Here is a 20,068-nt window from a genome sequence, read left to right as displayed (position 1 = left end):
CGCCTGCGGGGGGGGGGCGGGGGCGGCGGGGGGGGGGGGCGCGGGGCGGGGCGCGGGGGGGGGGGGGGGGGGGGGCCGGGGCCGCGGCCCCCCCCCCCCCCGGCAGCACCGGCGCGCGGGGCCCCACACCCCCGGCTCCTACGGGCCGACGGAGAGGACCGTCCCGGCGCCCACCGTCCGGCCGCCCTCACGGACGGCGAACCCGAGTCCGGGCTCGAGCGGCACCTCACGCCCCAGCTCCACGGTCATCTCGACCGTCTCACCGGGCCTGGCGACCGCCGTCTCCCCCAGGTCGACGTCCCCGACCACGTCCGCGGTACGGATGTAGAACTGCGGCCGGTATCCCGTCGCCAGCGGGGTCGTGCGGCCACCCTCCCGCGCCGACAGCACGTAGACCCGCGCCACGAAGCGGCGCGCCGGCACCACGCTTCCCGGCGCCGCCACGACGTGCCCCCGCCGCACCGCGTCCCGGGGCACGCCCCGCAGCAGCAGGGCCACGCTGTCCCCGGCCTGCGCCTCCTGCATCGGCCTGCCGAAGGTCTCCAGCCCGGTGACCACGCTCTCCACGTCGGCGCCGAGCACCGCCACCCGGTCCCCCGTGCTGATCGTGCCGCGCTCCACGGCTCCCGTGACGACCGTGCCCCGGCCGGTGATGGTGAGCACGTTCTCCACCGGCAGCAGGAACGGCGCGTCGAGATAGCGCTCGGGCATCGGCACATAGGTGTCCACCGCGTCGAGCAGTGCCTCGACGGACGCCGTCCAGCGCGGGTCGCCCTGCAGTGCCCGCAGTCCGGAGACCCGTACGACGGGTACCGAGTCACCCGGGTACCCCTGCGCGCCGAGCAGTTCGCGGACCTCCAGCTCGACCAGGTCGATGAGCTCCTCGTCGCCCGCGTCGGCCTTGTTGAGGGCGACGACGATGTGGTCGACGCCCACCTGCCGTGCCAGCAGCACGTGTTCGGCGGTCTGCGGCATGATCCCGTCGAGCGCGGAGACGACGAGGATCGCCCCGTCGAGCTGCGCGGCGCCGGTGACCATGTTCTTGACGTAGTCGGCGTGGCCCGGCATGTCGACGTGGGCGTAGTGCCGGGTGTCGGTCTCGTACTCGACGTGCGCGATGTTGATGGTGATGCCGCGCGCGGCCTCCTCAGGGGCGTGGTCGATGCGCTCGAACGGGACGAACGTCCCGGTGCCGCGCTCGGCGAGGACCTTGGTGATGGCGGCGGTCAGGGTGGTCTTGCCGTGGTCGACGTGACCCATCGTGCCGATGTTCAGGTGTGGCTTGGTGCGCACGTATGCCGTCTTGGGCATGGCTGTACCTCGAAGCCTCTCAGCGGTGAAGGAGGTGCGGGACCCCGCGGAACTCGCCGACCCTCCCCCTGCGGGGTCCGCCGGTCGATCCGGAGAGGGTCAGCTTCGGGCGCCGTCGGCAGCGGCCACGAGGAACGGGACGGCAGCCTTCGGCGCATCCGCGACGGCGGATGCTGCGAGGAGGAAGGCGTACCGGAACATGACGACGATCATCGCCGACGGCCTGTCCGGTGTCGAATGGTTTTCCGCGCGGTGCGCGCCGCGGCGCCGCCGGGCCCGACGCGTCCCGGGGTCCGTCGGCCCGTCTCAGGGCCCGGTGTTCCTCAGCGCCTCACGGACCGTCAGCGGGGCGAACCGGCCCCGCTCCCGCGCCAGGAAGTCCCGTACGGCCCCGGGGTCGGTCTTGGCGTACTCGCGCAGCGCCCAGCCGATGGCCTTGCGGACGAAGAAGTCGGGGTGCCCGGACTGGATCAGGCAGTGGGTGAACAGCCGGCCGGCGTCGGTGCGCTCCTTGTACCGGAGCTGGTGCAGCAGGGCCGTGCGCGCCACCCAGAGGTCGTCGTCGGTGATCCAGGCGTCCATCGCGGCGGTGAGCGCCGGGTCGGCCGCGACCAGGGTGCCGACGAGGTGGGCGGCGAGCGTGTCGACGGTGTCCCACCACGGGACGGTGGTGATCAGGTGCCGGGCCACGGGCAGGAACGCGGAGGAGCAGCGGCCCGCGTGCCGGCGCAGACAGTCCACCGCGAAGTAGTGGTACTCGCGCTCGGGCAACCGCCAGCAGCGCAGCGCGATCGCGGCGCAGTCGGACTCGTCGGGGCGGGGGGTACCGGCGAGGACGGTGCGCGACAGCGTGCGGCGGGCCGGGGCGGGGATACCGAGGAAGGGCGCCACGTCCTTCATGTACGCCCGCATCGCGGCCGCCCGCTCCGGGTCGGCCGCGGCGGCGTAGGTGACGGTCAGCCGCTCCAGCACGGCGTCGGCCAGGGCGCTGCGCGGCACGTGCGGCGGGGCGGGCGGGGCGGCGGTCATGGGGCGAACGATACGGCGGTCGCCACGGCCGGGCGCGAGGACGGGGACGGGGACGGGGGGTGGGGGTGGGGGCGCGGTTCGTCGCAGGCGGGCGGGCGGGCGCACGAGTGGGCGGGCTCCCGCACGGGCGGGTCCGGGAAGTGGGTGGGCTCCCCTGCGCCGGGCTCCCCCTGCGCCGGTGAGGCGGACCATACGGCGATCACATGTGTCCGTCGGTTAGTGTCGCCGGATGCTCGATGCCACCAACCGCTCTGGGGGCACCGCCACGGTCTCTCCCCGGGCCGCCGCCTCGGAGCTCGCCGTCCCCGCGGCCGCAGCGGGGGCGTCCCCGTCCCGCTCCGGGTTCGCCGTCCGCTGTACGCGCGCGGTGCTCTCGCCGTACGCCCGCCTGTCCCTGCTGCTCGTGCTGCTCTCCGGGGCCGCGGTCGGTGTGCTGGCCTTCGAACCGCAGCGGCTGCTGACCCACGGCTGGCCGCCGCACCTCGGCGGGGCCGCGGCGGCCGTGGTGTTCGCGGCGGCGTACGGGCTGTGCACGGTGGCGTTCGTGCCGCGCCCGCTGCTGAACCTGGCGGCGGGCGCGCTGTTCGGCTCCGGGCTGGGGGGTACGACGGCGCTGGCGGGCACGGTGCTCGGGGCCGGCCTGGCCTTCGGGCTCGGCCGGGTGCTCGGGCAGGAGGCGCTGCGCCCGCTGCTGCGCGGGCGCTGGCTGACGGCCGCCGACGGACAGCTCAGCCGGCACGGCTTCCGGTCCATGATGGTGGCGCGGCTCTTCCCGGGCGTGCCGTTCTGGGCGGCGAACTACTGTGCCGCCGTCTCCCGTATGGGCTGGCTGCCGTTCCTGCTGGCGACGGCGCTCGGCTCGGTCCCGAACACCGCCGCCTACGCGGTGGCCGGCGCCCGGGCCTCGGCTCCGACCTCGCCGGCCTTCCTGATCGCGATGGCCTGCATCGCGGTACCGGCGCTGGTGGGCATGGTGGTGGCCTGGCGCAGGCGCCACCAGTTGCGCGCCGGCTGAGGGGCCGCCGGGCGCCGGTCCGTCAGACGCCCTCCAGGATCATCGCGTTGGCGAGTCCGCCCGCCTCGCACATGGTCTGCAGGGCGTAGCGGGCACCCCGCTCGCGCATGGCGTGGACCAGGGTGGTGGTGAGCCGGGTGCCGCTCGCGCCGAGCGGATGGCCGAGGGCGATGGCGCCGCCGTGCACGTTGACCCGGTCGAGATCGGCGCCCGTCTCCTGCTGCCAGGCCAGGACCACGCTGGAGAAGGCCTCGTTGACCTCGAAGAGGTCGATGTCGCCCAGTTCGAGCCCGGCGCGGCGCAGCACCTTCTCCGTCGCCGGGACGACTCCGGTGAGCATCAGCAGCGGGTCGGAGCCGGTCACGGCGAAGCTGTGGAGCCGGGCGAGCGGGCGCAGGCCGAGGCGGGCGGCCGTCTCACCGGAGGTGATCAGCACGGCCGAGGCGCCGTCGTTGACGGGGCTCGCGTTGCCCGCGGTGACGTTCCACTCGATCTGCGGGAAGCGCTCGGCGAAGGCCGCGTCGTAGTAGGCGGGTCTGAGACCGGCGAGGATCTCCGGGGTGCTGCCCGGCCGTACGCACTCGTCGCGGGCGACGCCGTCCAGGGGTGCCACCTCGGCGTCGAAGAGGCCCGTCTGCCAGGCGGCGTCGGCCTTCCGGTGCGAGGAGACCGCGAACTCGTCCATCCGCGCGCGCGTGAGGGACCATTTGGCGGCGATGAGTTCGGCGCTGATGCCCTGCGGGACCAGGCCCTGCGGGTAGCGGTCGGCGACACCCGGGCCGAACGGGTCCTTGCCGTCCGGCACGTTGGACCACATCGGCACCCGGCTCATCGACTCCACGCCGCAGGCGACGACGAGGTCGTACGCACCCGACATGACTCCCTGCGCGGCGAAGTGCACCGCCTGCTGGGAGGAGCCGCACTGGCGGTCCACCGTGGTCGCCGGGACCGTCTCGGGCAGGCCGGCCGCGAGGAGGGCGTACCGCGTGGTGTTCATGGCCTGCTCACCGACCTGGTCGACGGTGCCGCCGATGACGTCGTCGAGCAGGGCCGGATCGACGCCGGAACGCTCGACCAGGGTGCGCAGGGTGTGGGCGAGGAGCTGGACCGGGTGGACGTGGGCGAGGGAGCCGCTGGGCCTGCCCCTGCCGATGGGGGTGCGTACGGCTTCGACGATGACTGCGTCGCGCATGGTGCGGTCCTCCCGCGATGCCGGGGCGTTCGCGCGCCCGGCCACTGATGAGTTGGATTTTCCAACTCACCATAGACCGATGAGTTGGAAAATCAAACCCTCATTTAGACTGGGCCGCATGGCCGCCCCGAAGGACCCGCGCCCCTGCTCGATCGCCGACGCCCTCGCGGTCGTCGGCGAGAAGTACTCGCTGCTCGTGCTGCGGGAGGTGTGCCTGGGCAACGGCCGCTTCGACCAACTGGCGCGCAACATCGGCGCGCCGCGCGACATCCTGGCCACCCGGCTGCGCCGGCTCGTGGACGCGGGGATCCTCACCAAGCGCGTCTACAGCGAGCGCCCGCGGCGCTTCGAGTACCGGCCGACCCGGGCGGGACTGGAGCTGGAGCCGGTCCTGATGACCCTCAAGGAGTGGGGCGACCGCCATCTGCGCGACGGCGTCGACCTCCCCATGGTCGTGGAGCACAGTTGCGGCAGCGAGCTGGTCCCCCGGGTGACGTGCCGGGCCTGCGGCGCCCCGGTCCGGCACGAGGACCTGACGGCCCGTCCGCAGTCCCCCGGCTGGACCGTCGCCGGACCGGCCACGTCGTGAGAGGCGGGCACGGGTCACGACGGCGCCGGGAGCCCGCCATGGCCGTCGCACGGCCCTCGCCGCCGTCACGGTGACGCCCCCTGCCGAACCCCTGTGCCCGGCCCACCACCGGCGCCCGCTACGCTGCCCCCGTCACATGATCACCACGTATCCTCCTCAGCGCTTGGACGCCTCACCTCCATGTCTTGGTTTGAATCCCTCGTCCTCGGACTCGTCCAGGGGCTGACCGAGTTCCTGCCCGTCTCCTCCAGCGCGCACCTGCGGCTGACCGCGGCCTTCGCGGGCTGGGAGGACCCGGGGGCGGCCTTCACGGCGATCACCCAGATCGGCACCGAGGCCGCCGTACTGATCTACTTCCGCAAGGACATCGGCCGGATCATCTCGGCCTGGTTCCGGTCGTTGACCGACAAGGCGATGCGGCAGGACCACGACGCCCAGATGGGCTGGCTGGTGATCGTCGGCTCGATTCCGATCGGCGTGCTCGGCCTGACGCTGAAGGACCAGATCGAGGGGCCGTTCCGGGACCTGCGGATCACCGCGACGATGCTCATAGTCGTCGGCGTGGTCATAGGCATCGCCGACCGGCTGGCGGCCCGTGACGAGCAGGGCGGCCGGCACCGCGCGCCCAAGCAGCGCAAGACCCTGGAGGACCTCGGCGTCAAGGACGGCCTGGTCTTCGGCCTCTGCCAGGCCTGCGCCCTCATCCCCGGCGTGTCCCGTTCCGGCGCCACCATCAGCGGCGGTCTGTTCATGGGCTACCGGCGCGAGGCCGCGGCCCGTTACTCCTTCCTGCTGGCCGTCCCGGCGGTCCTGGCGTCCGGCGTGTTCGAGGTGAAGGACTCGGTGGGCGGTGGCGAAGTGGCCTGGGGACCCACCCTGTTCGCGACGGCGATCGCCTTCGGGTCGGGATACGCGGTGATCGCCTGGTTCATGAAGTGGATTTCCAGCAAGAGCTTCATGCCGTTCGTCTGGTACCGGATCGCCCTCGGCATCGTCATCATCGCGCTGGTGACGGCGGGTGTGCTGAGCCCGCACGCGGCCGAGTCCGCGAGCTGAGCACCACACGCACCGGCCAACCTCGTCGGCCTGAGTAGCCGATCGGTAGCGCAGCGTCAGTGTTTGCCCCTAGGCTGGTCCGCATGTCCCCCGATTTCACCCCCCGTGGTTCCGTGCGCTCCGCCGCCGAGCTGAACGAGCGGATCAGGGCGCTGTGGCTGCGCGCGGGCGGCACCCTGTCGCCCCAGGAGCGCGCGGAGTACGAGCTGCTGGTGGTCGAGTGGGCCCAGGCCGTCCGCGGCCGCGTCATCGAGGCGGCCTGAGGCCGGAGTCCGGGACCGGGCGGGGAGCCGGCGCCGGCCCGGTATGTTCGGCCGATGCGAGAAGTCATGGGGTCCGGGGACCTGCAGGGGCTGGTACGTGAGGCGCTCGGCCGGGGGTGCCGCGCGGTCGCGGTGGAGCGGTTGCGCGGTGGCAGCAGGAAGGGCGTGTACCGGGTCCGGGTCGACGGCGCCCCGCTGACGCGGGTCATCGTCTACAACTGGGCCGCGACGGAGGACTTCTGGCCCGGACAGCACGCCGCCGACGCGAGGCACCCGTTCGCACCGGTCTCGGGGCTGGCCCCGTTCCTGACCGCCCGGCGCACTCTGGACGACCTGGGCGTCCGGGTTCCGCGGCTGCTGCTGGCGGACGGCGGACACAGCCGTCACCCGGCGGACGTGGCCGTGGTCGAGGACGTCTCCGAGGACACCCTCGAAGCACTCCTCGATGCCGACCCGGCCCGCGCGGCGATGGCACTGGACGACCTGGCCACGGCGACGGACGCCATGCACCGGCACCACGCCCCGCGGTTCGGCCGGCCGGACCTGCCGCGGGACGGCGGCGCCGCGGACGGGGTCACCTGCGAACGGCTGGTCCTCGACCGCGCCCTGGCCGATCTCACGGAGGCCTCGGGCCGCGACCGCCGGATCGCCGCGGCCGCCGACCGCCTGCGCGACCGGCTCCTCCACCTGGCCGCGCTGGTGGCCCCGCGGGCCGAATACGGGCTCATCCACGGAGAGCTGGGCCCCGACCACGTCCTGGTCGACGCCGACGGCCGCGCGGTGCTGATCGACATCGAGGGCGTCATGCACTTCGACGTCGAGTGGGAACACGTCTTCCTGCGACTCCGCTTCGGCGCGCGCTACCCCGTGCTGCGCCGCCCCGGCCTCGACCCGCGGCGGATGGACCTCTACGCCCTCGCGACCCACCTCTCCCTGGTCGCCGGCCCGCTGCGGCTGCTCGACGGCGACTTCCCCGACCGGGCCGCCATGGCAGGGATCGCCGAGCACAACCTGACCGGGGCACTGGCGCTCCTGCCCTGAGCGCCGCGCCCCCGGGACCGCCTGCCGGGAGGCCCCGCCGGCCGTGGGCGCGTGGCCCCCGATACCGCCCGCGCACTTGGCACCCGGCCCGACTTGGCCAACACTGTGCCGATGACGCAGCGTGGGGAGCTCGCGACCGTGATGGACCGGCTGGCCGTGGACGAGACGGTCACCGAGTACGCGGTGGCGGTGGACGACGGCGACTGGACGGCCTACCGGGAACTGTTCACGGCGGATGGGCGGGCCGACTACCGCTCCGCCGGCGGCATCGAGGGCGGGGCCGGCCGGGTGGCCGGGTGGCTCGCCCAGAGCCTCGAGTCGTTCGGGATGCGCCAGCATCTGATCGTCAACCGCCGGGTGCGGTTCCAGATCCACGAGCACGACACCGGGGACACCGCGCGCGTCCGGGCCGACTACGTCAGCCCGATGCGCCTCGCCGGCGACGGCGGCCTCGGCCCCGACCTGGTGTGCGGCGGCCGGTACGAGTTCGGGCTGCTGCGCACGCCGGAGGGCTGGCGGCTGAGCCGGGTCGTCGTGCACGAGAAGTGGCGCAGGACGTCCTAGTGCCGCGCGGCCGAGGTCTGCCCGTCGAGGAGCGGTGTCCGGTGAGTGTTCCCGGCGTGCCGGACGGAAGCCCTCGTACCGGGCGTACCCGGGCTTTCGGCCGGTGCGGCGGGAGTGCCCGCCGGGCATCGCGACGGGGCCGACCCTGGCCGACACGGCACCAGCCCGCTCCGGCGTCCGTTCCCGGGTGAGCCGGGGCGCGCCCCGGCGCGCCCTGTCGGAGATCGCCTCCGGCGAGCACACTGGAGGCAGTGCTGGGTAGGGAGACTCCTCATGAGGACGATCGAGCACTGGCTCACCTCCCCCTGGCGGCGCTCCGGCGTCGCCGCCCTCGCGGGCGCCCTGCCCGTGCTCGCGTTCCCGGCGCCGGCGCTGTGGTGGTTCGCGTACGTCGCCCTGGTGCCCTGGATCCTGCTGGCGCGTTCCGCGCCGACCGCACGGCGGGCCGCGTACGACGGCTGGTGCGGTGGCTTCGGGTTCATGGTGGCCGTGCACCACTGGCTGCTGCCGAGCCTGCACGTGTTCATCTTCCTGATAGCCGGACTGCTGGGCGTGCTCTGGGCGCCCTGGGGCCTGCTGGTCCGCCGGTTCCTCGGCGCCGCCGCGTCACCGGCGCGGGGAGCGGCCGCGCTGCTGGTGCTGCCCTCGGCGTGGCTGGCGGTGGAGCTGGTCCGCTCCTGGCAGGGCCTCGGCGGCCCCTGGGGGATGCTCGGCTCCAGCCAGTGGCAGGTCGGGCCGGCGCTGCGGCTGGCCTCGGTCGGCGGGGTGTGGCTGCTCAGCTTCCTGGTCGTGGCCGTCAACGTGGCCGTGGCGGTACTGGTGTCGGTGCGCGCGTCGCGGATACCGGCGGTGGCCTCACTGGTCGCCACCGCCGCCGCCACCTCCGCCGCCTGGGCGTGGGCGCCCCGCCCGGACGTCGACGGCTCGGTGCGGATCGCCGTCGTCCAGCCGGGTGTCGTCGGCGGGACGGACGGCCCCGACCGGCGTTTCGACCGCGAGGAACAACTCACCAGGCGGCTCGTCGGACAGGGCGCCGACCTGATCGTGTGGGGTGAGAGCAGCGTCGGCTTCGACCTGGACCAGCGGCCCGACCTGGCCCGGCGGATCGCCGCGCTGTCCCGGCAGACCGGCGCCGACCTGCTGGTCAATGTGGACGCCCGCCGCTCCGACCGGCCCGGCATCTTCAAGAGCTCGGTCCTCGTCGGTGCGCGGGGCCCGACGGGGCAGCGCTACGACAAGATGCGGCTCATCCCCTTCGGCGAGTACGTCCCGGCCCGCTCCGTACTGGGCTGGGCCACCTCGGTGGGCAGGGCGGCCGGTGAGGACCGGCGGCGGGGCACCGAGCAGGTCGTGATGAACGTCGGGCACGGGCTGCGGGTCGGTCCGCTGGTGTGCTTCGAGACGGCGTTCCCGGACATGAGCCGGCGGCTGGCCGGGGACGGCGCGGACGTGCTGCTCGGCCAGTCCTCCACCTCGTCCTTCCAGGGGAGCTGGGCCCCCGGGCAGCACGCCTCGCTGGCCGCGCTGCGGGCCGCCGAGACCGGCCGCCCGATGGTGCACTCGACCCTGACCGGTGTCTCGGCCGTCTACGGCCCGGCCGGGCAGCGCCTCGGCCCGTGGCTCGGCACCGGCGCGAGCACCGCCCATCTGTACGAGGTGCCGCTGGCCCACGGGATCACCCCGTACGTGCGCTACGGCGACTGGCCGGTGCACGGCACCCTGCTGGTGCTGGCGGCGCTGTGCGTGGGCGAGGGCGTACGGGCGCTCAGGCTGCGGCGGACCGGTCCACAACCGCACGCACCACGCGCTCGCACAGCTCATGGGTCGCCAGTGCGTCCCGGGCGCTGAGCACCTGGCCGGCGCGCACCGCGCCGAGGAAGGCGAGGACCGCCTGCTCGATGCCGCGCTGCCGGGCCACCGGCACCCAGTCGCCGCGCCGGCGTACCGTCGGCTGGCCCTTGTGGTCGACCACCTCGGCCAGGTTGAGCACCTCGCGCTTGGTGTCCTGCCCGGAGACCTCGAGGATCTCCTCGGCCGAGCCGCTGAGCCGGTTCATCACACCGAGCGCCGTGAAGCCGTCCCCGGCGAGCTGGAGCACCACGTGGTGCAGCAGCCCGCCCTCGACCCGGGCGCGCACGGTCACGTCGTCGATCACGCCCGGCACCAGGAAGCGCAGTGTGTCGACGACGTGGATGAAGTCGTCGAGGATCAGCGAGCGGGGCTCCTCCGGCAGCCCGATCCGGTTCTTCCGCATGAGGATCAGCTCGCGCGGATGGTCCAGGCACTGTGCGTACGCCGGGGCGTGACGGCGGTTGAAGCCGACGGAGAGCGAGACGTCGCGGCGCTCGGCGAGCGCCACCAGCCGCTCGGAGTCGGTGAGTTCGTGGGCGAGGGGCTTGTCCACGTAGGTGGGTACGCCCGCCTCCAGCAGCCGGGTCACGATGTCCGGGTGGACGGCGGTCGGCGCGTGCACGAAGGCCGCGTCCAGGCCGGCCGCGAGCAGCGAGTCCAGGGTGGTGTGCCGCTGTGCGTCCGGCAGATGCAGCGAGTCGGCGACCCGGGTGAGGGTGGCGGCCGTCCGGGTCTGCAGGTGCAGTTCGACGCCCGGCTGCGTGCCCAGCACCGGCAGATACGCCTTCTGCGCGATGTCGCCGAGTCCGATGCAGCCGACTCTCACGTGCTCTCCTCTGCCGATCGCCTGCGGATGCCTGCGGATGCCTGCGGATGCCTGCGGATGCCTGCGGATGCCTGCGGATGCCTGCCGGAAGCATACGGGGCGGCCGGCCCCTCGGGCCGAGAGGTTCCGGGGCGGGCGTCGCCCGATGGCGGGCAGGCACCGGCACACCGGTGAACGGCACGGCCTCCGCCGGACCGCGCCCGCGTGGGCGAGGAGCGGGGCCCGGTACGACGGCCACGCCGGCCCGGTCCGCGAGCGGATCGGCGGCGCCACCGGCGACCGAGGCGTCACCCCGGCGACGCCGGAGCCGTCCGTACGGGGCAGGAGATCACCCGTGCGGGGCATCAACACCCGGTGCACGGTGCCGACTCGGTGGCCGACCCAGCAGAGTTGCACGGGTGCATCGAACGACGACCACCGCAGCGCTCCTGGTCACCGTGGCCGCCTCGGCCCTCTCCGGCTGTGTCACGGTACAGGGCCCGGCGGCCCCCGGCCCCCCGGCGGACACCGTGCCCTCGCGGCGGACGGAGCCCCGTCCGGACGGCAGTGCCGTGCCGCGGGTGGTGCAGGCACCGGCGCGGGAGGCGCTGGAGATGGTCGGTCCGTCGCGGCGGCCGCGGCACGGCGAGCCGGCCGCTCCGCACCGGACGCCCGCGGCACCGCCGCTCACCCACCGCCCGGCCGCTCCGCCCGCACCCGCCCCGCCTCACCAGGCCCCACGGGAGCGGGGCGGCGGCCTGCCGGGTGCGGCGCAGCCGGTGCCGCCGGCCCCGGACGTGTGCGCCCTCGGTAGGCAGTACGGCGGCTGGCGCGGCGGCAGCCCCGAGTCGGAGATCTGCGAGCAGACCTACGGGCACTGACCTGCGGGCACTGACCTGCGGGCACTGACCTGCGCGGACACCGAGGTCCGCGGTCACCGATCCGTCCCGCCCGTGGGCCGCTGCCTCGGCGGTCCCCAGGAGCCGCCCGGGGCGCCCCCGTCCCCCAGCCGCAGTTCCAGTCGGCCGATCGCCGCCCGCACCGCGTCGCCGTAGCCGTCGTCGGACAGCGCACCGGCGGTGCGGCGGGCCCGGCCGAGATGGCTGCGGGCGGCCTCGACACGGCCCAGCTTGGCGTAGTCGGCGGCCAGATTGAGGTGGAGCGAGGGCAGGAAGGCACGGGCGCCGACCGGGTCACCGGTGCCGCGCCCGTCGGTCAGTTCCTCGGCCGCGGACAACGCCCGCAGGTCCCAGGCCAGTTCGTCGGCCGGGTCGTCCTGGGTGTCGGCCAGGTAGTGGGCCAGGGTGCAGCGGTGCAGCGCGGCGCCGTCCTCGCCGATCTCCGCCCACAGCAGCAGGAGGCGGCGGCGGGCCTCCTCACGGTCGCCGCCGTGGTGCAGTATCACGACCTGCCCGATCCGCTTCAGCACGGCGTCCGGCGCCGTCTGCTCCTGTCGCTCCGCCACCAGGTCCTCCGGCCGTCGTCGGCTGTCGGGTCACCGTCCGAGCCGACGCTAGCCGCAGGAACCGGCGATCCGGGGCAGGCGGCCCCGTACGACACGGGGCCACGCGGGGCCGATCGGGTCAGCCCAGGTCGGGGATCCGCCAGTCGACGGCCTCGTGCCCCTGGGCGGCCACGGCCTCGTTGATCCGGGTGAAGGGGCGGGAGCCGAGGAACTTCTTGGCGGACAGCGGCGAGGGGTGCGCGCCCTTCACCACCACGTGCCGGGTCTCGTCGATCAGCGGGAGCTTCTTCTGCGCGTAGTTGCCCCACAGCACGAAGACCGCCGGGTCGGGGCGGGAGGCCACCGCGCGGATCACCGCGTCCGTGAACTTCTCCCAGCCCTTGCCCTTGTGCGAGTTGGCCTCCCCGGCCCGGACCGTCAGCACCGCGTTGAGCAGCAGCACGCCCTGTTCGGCCCACGGCATCAGATAGCCGTTGTCGGGGACGGGCAGGCCCAGCTCCTCCTTCATCTCCTTGTAGATGTTCCGCAGGGAGGGCGGGGTCCTCACCCCGGGACGGACCGAGAAGCACAGGCCGTGGCCCTGGCCCTCGCCGTGGTACGGGTCCTGGCCGAGGACCAGGACCTTGACCTTGTCGTAGGGCGTCGCGGCCAGCGCGGCGAAGACCTCCTCGCGCGGCGGGTAGACGGGACCCCTCGCACGCTCCTCCTCGACGAACTCGATCAGTTCCTTGAAGTAGGGCTGCTGCAGTTCGTCGCCCAGAACCCCGCGCCAGGACTCGGGCAGCATGGCGGTGTCGGTCACGTCAACGTCCTCACGATGTGCGGTCACTTCAGGTTCAGAACCTACAGGCGACCACTGACACCGGACTCCGGCTCCGATGACCGCACCGGCTACCAGCTGGTCTTCCGGAACAGCTCCCACATCATCATGATCGCCGACGGGTCGAGGGAGCGCTCCGCGCCGGAGATGTCGGCGCTCGCCGCCAGGTACTGCTTGCCCTGCCACAGCGGCAGCAGCCGCGCGTCCTTCGCCAGGATCGTCTGCGCCTGGCGGAACTCCTTCACCACCTTGGCGCGGTCGCTCTCGCGGCGGGAGGTGGGCAGCAGGTCGTCGGTGATCGTGGGCGAGGCGTAGGGCGTGCCGACGGCGTTCTGCTTGCCGACGAACGGCGCGATGAAGTTGTCGGCGTCGGGGAAGTCGGGGGACCAGCCGCGGCCGAACACCGGATACTCGCCCTTCTGGTAGCCGGTCACGTAGGTGTTCCAGGGGCGGCCGTGCAGGGTGACGGTGAACAGACCGGACGCCTCGAGCTGGCGCTTGATCTCCTGGAACTCCTTCGCGGTCGCCGAGCCGTAGCGGTCCGTGGTGTACCAGAGGGTCAGCGGCACCTTCTGGTTGATGCCCCCGTCGGCGAGGATCTTGGCGGCCTTGCTGACGCTGGGGTCTCCGAAGTCATCGAAGAAGGCGGTGGAGTGGCCGGTCAGTCCGGCGGGGACCATGGAGTACAGCGGCTGGACGGTGTCCTTGTACACCCGGTGCACGATCTCGCCGCGGTTGATGAGCTGCGCGACGGCCCTGCGGACGGCGGGCTTGGCGACCCAGGGGTCCTTGGGGTTGAACACCAGGTACTCGATCTCGCTGCTGGGGCCGTCGATGACGTCGATGTCCTTGTCGTCGTAGCGCTGGAAGGAGATGACGTCGTCGGCGGCGAGGCCGCGGAAGGTGAGGTCGACCTTCTTGTGGCGCAGGTCGTCGGCCAGCGCACGCGAGTCCTGGTAGTAGCGGATGGTCACCGCATCGTTTCTGCGCTTCGCGGAGCCCTTGTAGCGCTTGTTGCCGACCAGCACGGCCTGCTTGCCCTCCTGGTAGGACTCCAGGTTGTAGGGCCCGGATCCGAGCACCCTGCCGTCCTTGCGCAGGCCGTCCTTCGGGTACTCCGCCGGATCCACGATCGACATGCCGGGCGTGGCCAGCACGAACGGGAAGGTGGCGTTGGGCTTGTTGAGGTGGAAGGCGACCTCGCGCTCGTTCACCACCTGGACCTGGTCGAGGCCGTCCAGCAGGCCGGCGGGACCGGTGCTGACGTCGATCGTCTTGATCCGGTCGATCGAGTACTTGACGGCCTGGGCGTCCAGCTTGTGCCCGTTGGAGAAGGTCAGGCCCTCACGCAGCTTGCACGTGTAGACGGTGTTCGATTCGGTGAACTCGCAGCTCTCGGCCGCGTCGGGCTGCGGCGCGGCCGCGCCGTCGGAGTAGCTGAGCAGGGTCTGGTAGATGTTGCGGAAGAGCTCCCAGGACTGGTCCCAGGACGCGGCCGGATCCAGGGTGCTGGGCGCACTGGTGGTGCCGACCACGATCGGCCCTCCGGTGTCCTCGCTGCCGTCGGAGAAGACGCTGCATCCGGCCACCAGGGTTATGGATACAACCGCCGCCACTTTCTGCAGGCATCGATTCCGGTTGAACAACGCGCACGCTCCTCGATCCGCTATACCAACGGTCGGCAGACCCTACCGCAGTGACACACCTGTGAACCTGGTTCGTACCAGGGTCGTGATCAGCTTGTTCTTGACGACGTTGTCATCCCCCGGAGCTCCGCGCTCGACATGACGAAGGCGCCGTTTCCGTCAAGGAAACGGCGCCTTCGTGCGTCCGATCGTTACCTCCGGACGGGGGTGGGGCGGGACCTCCGGACGGAGTGTCAGCCCACGCCGGCGTTGAGGAACATGCCGCCGTCCACGACGAGCGTCTGACCGGTGACCCAGTCGGACTGCTCGGAGGTGAGGAAGGCGGCGGCCCCGCCGATGTCGGAGGGCACACCGAGCCGGCCGAGCGGGTACGAGGCGGCCGCCTCGGCCTCACGGCCCTCGTAGAGGGCCTGGGCGAACTTGGTCTTCACGACGGCCGGGGCGATCGCGTTGACCCGCACCCGGGGAGCGAACTCGTGCGCGAGCTGCTGGGTCAGGTTGATCATCGCGGCCTTGCTGACGCCGTAGGCACCGATGAAGGGCGAGGGGGCGAGACCCGCGATCGAGGCGATGTTGACGATCGCGCCGCCGTTGTCCTTCTGCCAGGCGTGCCACGTCTTCTGGGCGAAGCCGAGCGCCGAGATCACATTGGTCTCGAACACCTTGCGGGCGACGTCCAGGTCGAGGTCGGCGATCGGCCCGAAGACGGGGTTGGTGCCGGCGTTGTTGACCAGGAAGTCGACCCGGCCGAAGGCCTCCATGGTCCGCTCGACGGCCTCGCCCTGGTGGCCGAGGTCGTGGGCCTTGCCCGCGACGCCGATGACCCGGTCGGCGCCGAGCCGTTCCACGGCCTCCTTCAGGGCGTCCTCGTTGCGCCCGGTGATGCACACGCGGTCGCCGCGGGCGACGAGCGCCTCGGCGACGCCGTAACCGATACCGCGGCTGCCGCCGGTGACGAGGGCCGCCTTGCCGGAGAGCTCCGGGAGTTCAGTCATGTCCGTGATTCCCCAGACTTCCTAGTCGAGCGGTCCGCCGGCGACGTACAGCACCTGGCCGGAGACGAATCCGGCCGCCTCGCCGGTGAAGAAGGCGATGGCGTTGGCGATGTCCTCGGGCTCGCCCACGCGCTGGACCGGGATCTGGGTGGCGGCGGCGTTCTTGAAGTCGTCGAAGCCCATGCCGACCCGGTCGGCGGTGGCCTTGGTCATCTCGGTGGCGATGAAGCCGGGGGCGACGGCGTTGGCGGTGATGCCGAACTTGCCCAGTTCGATGGCGAGGGTCTTGGTGAAGCCCTGCAGGCCGGCCTTGGCGGCGGAGTAGTTGGCCTGGCCCCGGTTGCCGAGCGCGGAGGACGAGGACAGGTTGACGACCCGGCCGAAGCCCGCGTCGACCATGTGCTTCTGCACCGCCTTCGTCATCAGGAACGAGCCGCGCAGGTGCACGTTCAGGACGGTGTCCCAGTCGGAGACGCTCATCTTGAACAGCAGGTTGTCGCGCAGCACGCCGGCGTTGTTGACCAGGATGGTCGGGGCGCCCAGTTCCTCGACGACCCGGGCCACGGCGGCCTCGACCTGCGCCTCGTCGGAGACGTCCGCGCCGACCGCGATCGCCCGGCCGCCGGCCGCGGTGATCTTCTCGACGGTGTCCTTGCAGGCGGCCTCGTCGAGGTCGATCACGGCGACCGCGCGGCCCTCGGCGGCCAGCCGTACGGCGGTGGCGGCACCGATGCCGCGCGCCCCTCCGGTGACTACCGCGACCCGCTGTTCAGTGGTGGACATTGCTGCTTCTCCTCGCCCTTGAGAGAACCTGTGCGGCTCCTGGCTGAGCCGGCCAGTGCGGTGAGCGACCGCTTAGTACCTTCAGCACACGCGACGCTAGAAGCACTGGCACCCGGTGTCAACGGGACACCGGGCCGGTGTGATCCATTACCTCACCAGGAGGTCCAGCAACCTCTCGGTCTCGACCTCCGGATCGGCGGTGAGCCCGGTGTGCACGGGTCCCGGCTGCACGACGGTGGAGCGGGGCGCGATCAGCCAGCGGAAGCGCCGACCCGCGTCGTCGCGGGCCGCCTGCCCGGCCTCCTCGCCGCCGGCGCAGACCCGTGCGACGGCGCCGAGCGCGGCCCGCACTCCCGCCACGTCCGCCCCGGGGTCCAGGGCGAGCAGCCGGGCCTCGTCCAGATGGGTGCGGGCGCCGACGTAGGCCCGGGCGCGGCAGTAGACCACCACGCCCGCGTTGACGCACTCGCCGCGCTCGACGCGCGGGACGACCCGCAGCAGGGCGTACTCGAACACGTCCCGGTCACCACCCTGGCCCGCCCGGGTGATGTGGCGCTCGGTCACATGGCCCGCCACGTGGATGTGACGCTCGCTCACTTGCCCTCCTCGATGCCGGTGACACGGTCGGCGACGACGGCCGCCCGGGCGAGCAGCGGCCGCGCGTAGGCGTCTCTGATCGCGTCCGGGGTGCCGAAGCCCGGCTCGTCGGCCAGCCAGTCGTCCGGGATCTCGGCGGTGACCTCGGCGAGGAGGTCCCGGGTGACCCTGGGCGCCAGTTCGGCCGCGGCGGCCCCGACGTCCGGCGCGAAACGGGCGAGGGCGTGGTCGGCGGCGTCGTAGGGGCGGGCCGCCGAGGCCTCGGCGGAGGGCCAGTTGTGGTGCCAGATCATGGAGGCGCCGTGGTCGATGAGCCACAGCTCGCCGTGGTGCACCAGGAGGTTGGGGTTGCGCCAGGAACGGTCGACGTTGTTGATCAGCGCGTCGAACCAGACGATCCGCCCGGCCTCGGCGGAGCTCACCGGGAAGGCGAGCGGGTCGTAACCGAGGGCGCCGGAGAGGAAGTCCATGCCCAGGTTGGTGCCGCCGCTGGACCTGAGCAGGTCCTGCACCTGCTGCTCGGGCTCGCCCAGGCCCAGTACGGGGTCCAGCCGGACCGTCACCAGCCGGGGCATCCGGAAGCCGAGCCGGCGGGCGAGTTCACCGCACACCACCTCGGCGACCAGGGTCTTGCGGCCCTGTCCGGCCCCGGTGAACTTCATGACGTAGGTACCGAGGTCGTCGGCCTCGACGAGTCCCGGCAGCGAGCCGCCCTCCCGCAGGGGTGTGATGTAGCGGGTCGCGGTGACTTCCTTGAGCATCGCCCCAGGCTACTGGGGCGGGGCCCGTCCGGCCGCCGGGCCGCCGGACGGTGCGCGGCCGTGGTCGCCACCCGTCCGGCCGGCGGCCGGGCACCCGGCTGAACGGGGGGCGGCCGGGGACCGTACCCCTGGGCGGATCACGAGACGCTCCGCGGAAGGGAACCACGTCATGACCAGCGCATCGTTCAAGCCCGAGACGGGACCGGCCCGCCGTACCGTCGTGGCGGCGGCCGGAGCGGCGGGGCTCGCCGCCGCGCTGACCGCCTGCGGTTCGGGCGACGACTCCTCGCAGAGCGTCGGCACCGGCTCCGGGGCCGCGGGCACGACCGGGTCCACCGGCTCCGCGCAGGACGGCGGTCCGGCCTCCGGCGACTCGGCCGGGGGCGCGGCGCTGGCCCGGACCGCGGACATCCCGGAGGGCGGCGGCAAGATATTCAAGGACCGGGGCGTGGTGGTCACCCAGCCGACGGCGGGCTCCTACAAGGCGTTCTCCGCCAAGTGCACCCACCAGGGCTGCGCCGTGTCCAGCGTCTCGGACGGCGCGATCGTCTGCCCGTGCCACGACAGCCACTTCTCCGTCGAGGACGGCAGCGTGCGGCAGGGGCCCGCGACCAGGGCGCTGGCCGCCCGGAAGATCACCGTCTCGGGCGACGAGATCACCCTGGGGTGAGGCGCGCCGGCGAGGCCGGCGCACTCGTCCTGTTCCCTTTCCCGGCGTGTTCCCGGAGGATCGCGCCTGGGACGGGTTACGCCGGTTCGACGTGGAAGAAGAGGGGCCGTATGACCGTCACGCAGCAGCGCCGGGGCCGGAAGATCATGATGACGCCCGGCGAGCTGGACGACTTCCTGACCAGCCGGCGCACCTGCCGGGTCGCGACCGTCTCGGCGGACGGCGCGCCGCACGTCAGCGCGCTGTGGTTCGCGTGGGACGGCACCTCTCTGTGGCTGTACTCCGTGGTGCGCAGCCGGCGTTGGGCGCAGCTCCGCCGCGACCCCCGGGTGGCCGTCGTGGTCGACTCGGGTGAGGAGTACGACCAGTTGCGCGGGGCCGAGCTGTCCGGGCGGGTGGAGTTCGTCGGCGAGGTGCCCCGTACCGGGGAACTGCGCGCCGAACTCGACGCGCCGGAGACGGTGTTCGCGCGCAAATACTTCGGCCTGGACGAGATGCCGCACGACGGCCGGCACGCCTGGGCCCGGCTGACCCCGGACAAGATCGTGTCCTGGGACTTCCGCAAGCTCGGCGCGGCCCGGTGAGACCGGAGCCCGGGCGGGACACGACGGTGCCGGCAGGGCGCCGACGTGCACGAGCCCGTCAGGCCCCGCTCACCCGCTCGGACGCCGCCCGCAGCGCCTCGACCGCGGCGCGGATCGAGGGACGGCGGTCGGCGTCCGCCCGCCAGACGACGTAGACGTGCCGCCGCACCCGCTGTCTGAGCGGGATCATGACGATGCCCGGGGGCACCGGGTGCCGGCCCAGGAGCGGCGCGATGCACACGCCGAGGCCGGCGGCGACCAGACCGAGCTGGGTGTGGGTCTCGCCGGCCCGGTGCCCCACGATCGGCTCGATGCCCTTGGAGCGCAGGGTGAACAGCAGCCACTCGTGGCAGAACTCGCCCTCGCCCCAGGTGATCCACTCGTCCTCCGCGAACTCGGCGAGGTCCACCTCGTCCCGGCCGGCGAGCGGATGCCCGGCCGGCAGGGCGACGTCGGCCGGATCGTCCAGCAGCGGTGCCTTGACCAGGCCGTCGGGCACGGGCATCGGCTTGTTGTACCAGTCGAGGACCACGGCCAGATCGAGGTCGCCGCGGACGACGGCGGCGATGCCGCGCTCGGGCTCCAGTTCGCTGGAGCGCACCCGCAGGCCGGGGTGCCGGCCGCGCAGGTCGGCCAGCGCGGTGGGGAACAGCCCGCGGGCCGCGGTCGGGAACGCCGAGACGCGCAGTTCACCGGCGACCTGGCCGCGGTGCGCCTCGAGATCGGCCTGGGCGAGCTCGACCTGGGACAGGATGCGCGCCGCGTGCTCCGACAGCAGCCGTCCGGCGTCCGTGAGCCGGACGCCGCGGCCGTTCTTCGCCAGCAGCCGCTGCCCGGCCTCACGCTCCAGCTTGCCGAGCTGCTGGGAGACGGCGGACGTCGTGACGTGCAGGGCCTGCGCGGCGGCGCTGACCGAGCCGTGCCGGGCGAGGGCGTCCAGGGTCCGCAGGCGCTCCAGGTTCAACATGTAAGTGATTCTAAGAGATATGCGGTGAGGATTCTCGATTGTGCTACGAGATCGGCTCGCGCAT

At 73.1% G+C, this 20,068-nt stretch carries 22 protein-coding genes; 10 read left to right on the top strand and 12 right to left on the bottom strand.

The features are described from left to right. Nucleotides 1-138: 138 nt before the first annotated feature. Complete coding sequence (gene tuf / locus MXD57_RS25240; protein ID WP_250404319.1) at nt 139-1,311, bottom strand: elongation factor Tu; 1,173 nt, start codon at nt 1,309-1,311, stop codon at nt 139-141. A 306-nt stretch (nt 1,312-1,617) separates the two neighbouring features. Continuing rightward, nucleotides 1,618-2,340 (bottom strand): DNA alkylation repair protein, encoded by a 723-nt coding sequence (locus tag MXD57_RS25235; protein ID WP_250404317.1) that lies wholly within the window; start codon nt 2,338-2,340, stop codon nt 1,618-1,620. A gap of 229 nt (nt 2,341-2,569) precedes the next feature. Between MXD57_RS25235 and MXD57_RS25230 the strand changes: the two genes are divergently transcribed. Then, nucleotides 2,570-3,355, top strand: coding sequence for a TVP38/TMEM64 family protein (locus MXD57_RS25230; RefSeq protein ID WP_250404316.1), 786 nt, complete (start codon nt 2,570-2,572; stop codon nt 3,353-3,355). A gap of 22 nt (nt 3,356-3,377) precedes the next feature. Here MXD57_RS25230 and MXD57_RS25225 read toward each other — a convergent pair whose 3' ends face one another. Beyond that, nucleotides 3,378-4,547, bottom strand: coding sequence for a thiolase family protein (locus MXD57_RS25225; RefSeq protein WP_250404313.1), 1,170 nt, complete (start codon nt 4,545-4,547; stop codon nt 3,378-3,380). A 118-nt stretch (nt 4,548-4,665) separates the two neighbouring features. On the opposite strand from MXD57_RS25225, the gene MXD57_RS25220 reads away from it, so the two are divergent. The 6 genes from MXD57_RS25220 to lnt all read left to right on the top strand — a co-directional run bounded on the left by MXD57_RS25220 (nt 4,666) and on the right by lnt (nt 9,908). Further along, nucleotides 4,666-5,136 (top strand): winged helix-turn-helix transcriptional regulator, encoded by a 471-nt coding sequence (locus MXD57_RS25220; protein WP_250404311.1) that lies wholly within the window; start codon nt 4,666-4,668, stop codon nt 5,134-5,136. 180 nt (nt 5,137-5,316) lie between these two features. Further along, nucleotides 5,317-6,192, top strand: a complete 876-nt coding sequence (locus tag MXD57_RS25215) for an undecaprenyl-diphosphate phosphatase (RefSeq protein WP_250404309.1) — start codon at nt 5,317-5,319, stop codon at nt 6,190-6,192. An 83-nt stretch (nt 6,193-6,275) separates the two neighbouring features. Next, nucleotides 6,276-6,455, top strand: a complete 180-nt coding sequence (locus tag MXD57_RS25210) for a hypothetical protein (protein WP_250404307.1) — start codon at nt 6,276-6,278, stop codon at nt 6,453-6,455. A 54-nt stretch (nt 6,456-6,509) separates the two neighbouring features. Continuing rightward, nucleotides 6,510-7,496 carry a phosphotransferase gene (locus MXD57_RS25205; protein WP_250404305.1) on the top strand — a complete coding sequence of 329 codons (987 nt, stop codon included), beginning with the start codon at nt 6,510-6,512 and terminating at the stop codon, nt 7,494-7,496. Nucleotides 7,497-7,607: 111 nt separating this feature from the next. After that, the gene (locus MXD57_RS25200; RefSeq protein WP_250404303.1) at nt 7,608-8,060 is read left to right on the top strand and encodes a nuclear transport factor 2 family protein; all 453 of its coding nucleotides are present in this window, start codon (nt 7,608-7,610) and stop codon (nt 8,058-8,060) included. 273 nt (nt 8,061-8,333) lie between these two features. Beyond that, nucleotides 8,334-9,908 (top strand): apolipoprotein N-acyltransferase, encoded by a 1,575-nt coding sequence (gene lnt, locus MXD57_RS25195; RefSeq protein WP_250404301.1) that lies wholly within the window; start codon nt 8,334-8,336, stop codon nt 9,906-9,908. On the opposite strand, the gene MXD57_RS25190 is transcribed toward lnt, so the two are convergent. Beyond that, a complete protein-coding gene (locus tag MXD57_RS25190; protein WP_250404299.1) occupies nt 9,826-10,737 on the bottom strand; it encodes a Gfo/Idh/MocA family protein in 912 nt (303 codons plus the stop codon). The two genes, lnt and MXD57_RS25190, sit on opposite strands and share 83 nt — an antisense overlap. A gap of 398 nt (nt 10,738-11,135) precedes the next feature. On the opposite strand from MXD57_RS25190, the gene MXD57_RS25185 reads away from it, so the two are divergent. Further along, nucleotides 11,136-11,597: a hypothetical protein gene (locus tag MXD57_RS25185; protein WP_250404298.1), complete on the top strand. Its 462-nt coding sequence runs from the start codon at nt 11,136-11,138 to the stop codon at nt 11,595-11,597. Nucleotides 11,598-11,650: 53 nt separating this feature from the next. On the opposite strand, the gene MXD57_RS25180 is transcribed toward MXD57_RS25185, so the two are convergent. From MXD57_RS25180 to MXD57_RS25150, 7 genes are all read right to left on the bottom strand, one after another. Next, nucleotides 11,651-12,181, bottom strand: a complete 531-nt coding sequence (locus MXD57_RS25180) for a hypothetical protein (RefSeq protein WP_250404295.1) — start codon at nt 12,179-12,181, stop codon at nt 11,651-11,653. A gap of 118 nt (nt 12,182-12,299) precedes the next feature. Further along, the gene (gene ung, locus MXD57_RS25175) at nt 12,300-12,983 is read right to left on the bottom strand and encodes a uracil-DNA glycosylase (protein ID WP_250404293.1); all 684 of its coding nucleotides are present in this window, start codon (nt 12,981-12,983) and stop codon (nt 12,300-12,302) included. A gap of 89 nt (nt 12,984-13,072) precedes the next feature. Then, complete coding sequence (locus tag MXD57_RS25170) at nt 13,073-14,647, bottom strand: ABC transporter substrate-binding protein (RefSeq protein ID WP_250404291.1); 1,575 nt, start codon at nt 14,645-14,647, stop codon at nt 13,073-13,075. A 233-nt stretch (nt 14,648-14,880) separates the two neighbouring features. Continuing rightward, the gene (locus MXD57_RS25165; RefSeq protein ID WP_250404288.1) at nt 14,881-15,642 is read right to left on the bottom strand and encodes an SDR family oxidoreductase; all 762 of its coding nucleotides are present in this window, start codon (nt 15,640-15,642) and stop codon (nt 14,881-14,883) included. Nucleotides 15,643-15,663: 21 nt separating this feature from the next. Beyond that, nucleotides 15,664-16,425 (bottom strand): 3-oxoacyl-ACP reductase FabG, encoded by a 762-nt coding sequence (gene fabG / locus MXD57_RS25160; RefSeq protein WP_250404287.1) that lies wholly within the window; start codon nt 16,423-16,425, stop codon nt 15,664-15,666. Nucleotides 16,426-16,572: 147 nt separating this feature from the next. Beyond that, nucleotides 16,573-17,022, bottom strand: a complete 450-nt coding sequence (locus tag MXD57_RS25155) for a DUF3037 domain-containing protein (protein ID WP_250404285.1) — start codon at nt 17,020-17,022, stop codon at nt 16,573-16,575. Beyond that, nucleotides 17,019-17,783 carry a HipA family kinase gene (locus tag MXD57_RS25150; RefSeq protein ID WP_250404283.1) on the bottom strand — a complete coding sequence of 255 codons (765 nt, stop codon included), beginning with the start codon at nt 17,781-17,783 and terminating at the stop codon, nt 17,019-17,021. Before MXD57_RS25150 ends, MXD57_RS25155 begins: the two co-directional genes overlap by 4 nt. Nucleotides 17,784-17,952: 169 nt before the next feature. Here MXD57_RS25150 and MXD57_RS25145 point away from each other — a divergent pair, with 169 nt between their 5' ends. Then, nucleotides 17,953-18,453, top strand: coding sequence for a Rieske (2Fe-2S) protein (locus MXD57_RS25145; RefSeq protein WP_250404281.1), 501 nt, complete (start codon nt 17,953-17,955; stop codon nt 18,451-18,453). Nucleotides 18,454-18,563: 110 nt separating this feature from the next. Then, nucleotides 18,564-19,037 (top strand): pyridoxamine 5'-phosphate oxidase family protein, encoded by a 474-nt coding sequence (locus tag MXD57_RS25140; protein WP_250404279.1) that lies wholly within the window; start codon nt 18,564-18,566, stop codon nt 19,035-19,037. Between the two features lie 58 nt (nt 19,038-19,095). Here the strand turns inward: MXD57_RS25140 and MXD57_RS25135 are convergent, their stop codons facing one another. Next, the gene (locus tag MXD57_RS25135; protein ID WP_250404278.1) at nt 19,096-20,004 is read right to left on the bottom strand and encodes a LysR family transcriptional regulator; all 909 of its coding nucleotides are present in this window, start codon (nt 20,002-20,004) and stop codon (nt 19,096-19,098) included. Nucleotides 20,005-20,068: the final 64 nt, after the last annotated feature.

This window comes from Streptomyces cellostaticus, assembly GCF_023630175.1.
Lineage (GTDB): Bacteria > Actinomycetota > Actinomycetes > Streptomycetales > Streptomycetaceae > Streptomyces > Streptomyces cellostaticus_A.
The sequence above is the reverse complement of the archived record's forward strand: the minus strand, read 5'-3'. Positions and strand labels throughout refer to the sequence as shown.